Below are 313 nucleotides of genomic sequence, written 5' to 3'. Positions count from 1 at the left end.
CAACGCTCGCCGCGCGACGTGACGTGCAGATTCACATGGTAGGCGGCGAGGTCGACAGCGTGATTGGCGGTTCGGTCGACGGGATCGCGCTCGAGGTGGTTGCCCGCCTCAACATCGACACCTGTTTCCTCGGTGTCTGCACCCTCTCCGCCGAGGGTGGTGTCAGTGCCTTCGATGCGGCCGACGCCACCTTCAAGCGCGCGCTGGTCGCGCGCAGCCGCCGCACGCTGATCCTCGCCGCCAATGAGAAGATCGGCGCGCAGGCACCACATCGCATCGCCGCGCTGAACAGCGTGGCGAGCGTCATCGTCGA

1 protein-coding gene is annotated in these 313 nt (G+C 67.1%); it reads left to right on the top strand.

The features are described from left to right. On the top strand, positions 1-313 hold a 313-nt coding region (locus CVH10_RS19180; RefSeq protein ID WP_219924849.1), incomplete at both ends, for a hypothetical protein.

The sequence above is a fragment of the Halomonas sp. ND22Bw genome (assembly GCF_003011945.1).
Lineage (GTDB): Bacteria > Pseudomonadota > Gammaproteobacteria > Pseudomonadales > Halomonadaceae > Halomonas > Halomonas halophila.
The sequence above is the reverse complement of the archived record's forward strand: the minus strand, read 5'-3'. Positions and strand labels throughout refer to the sequence as shown.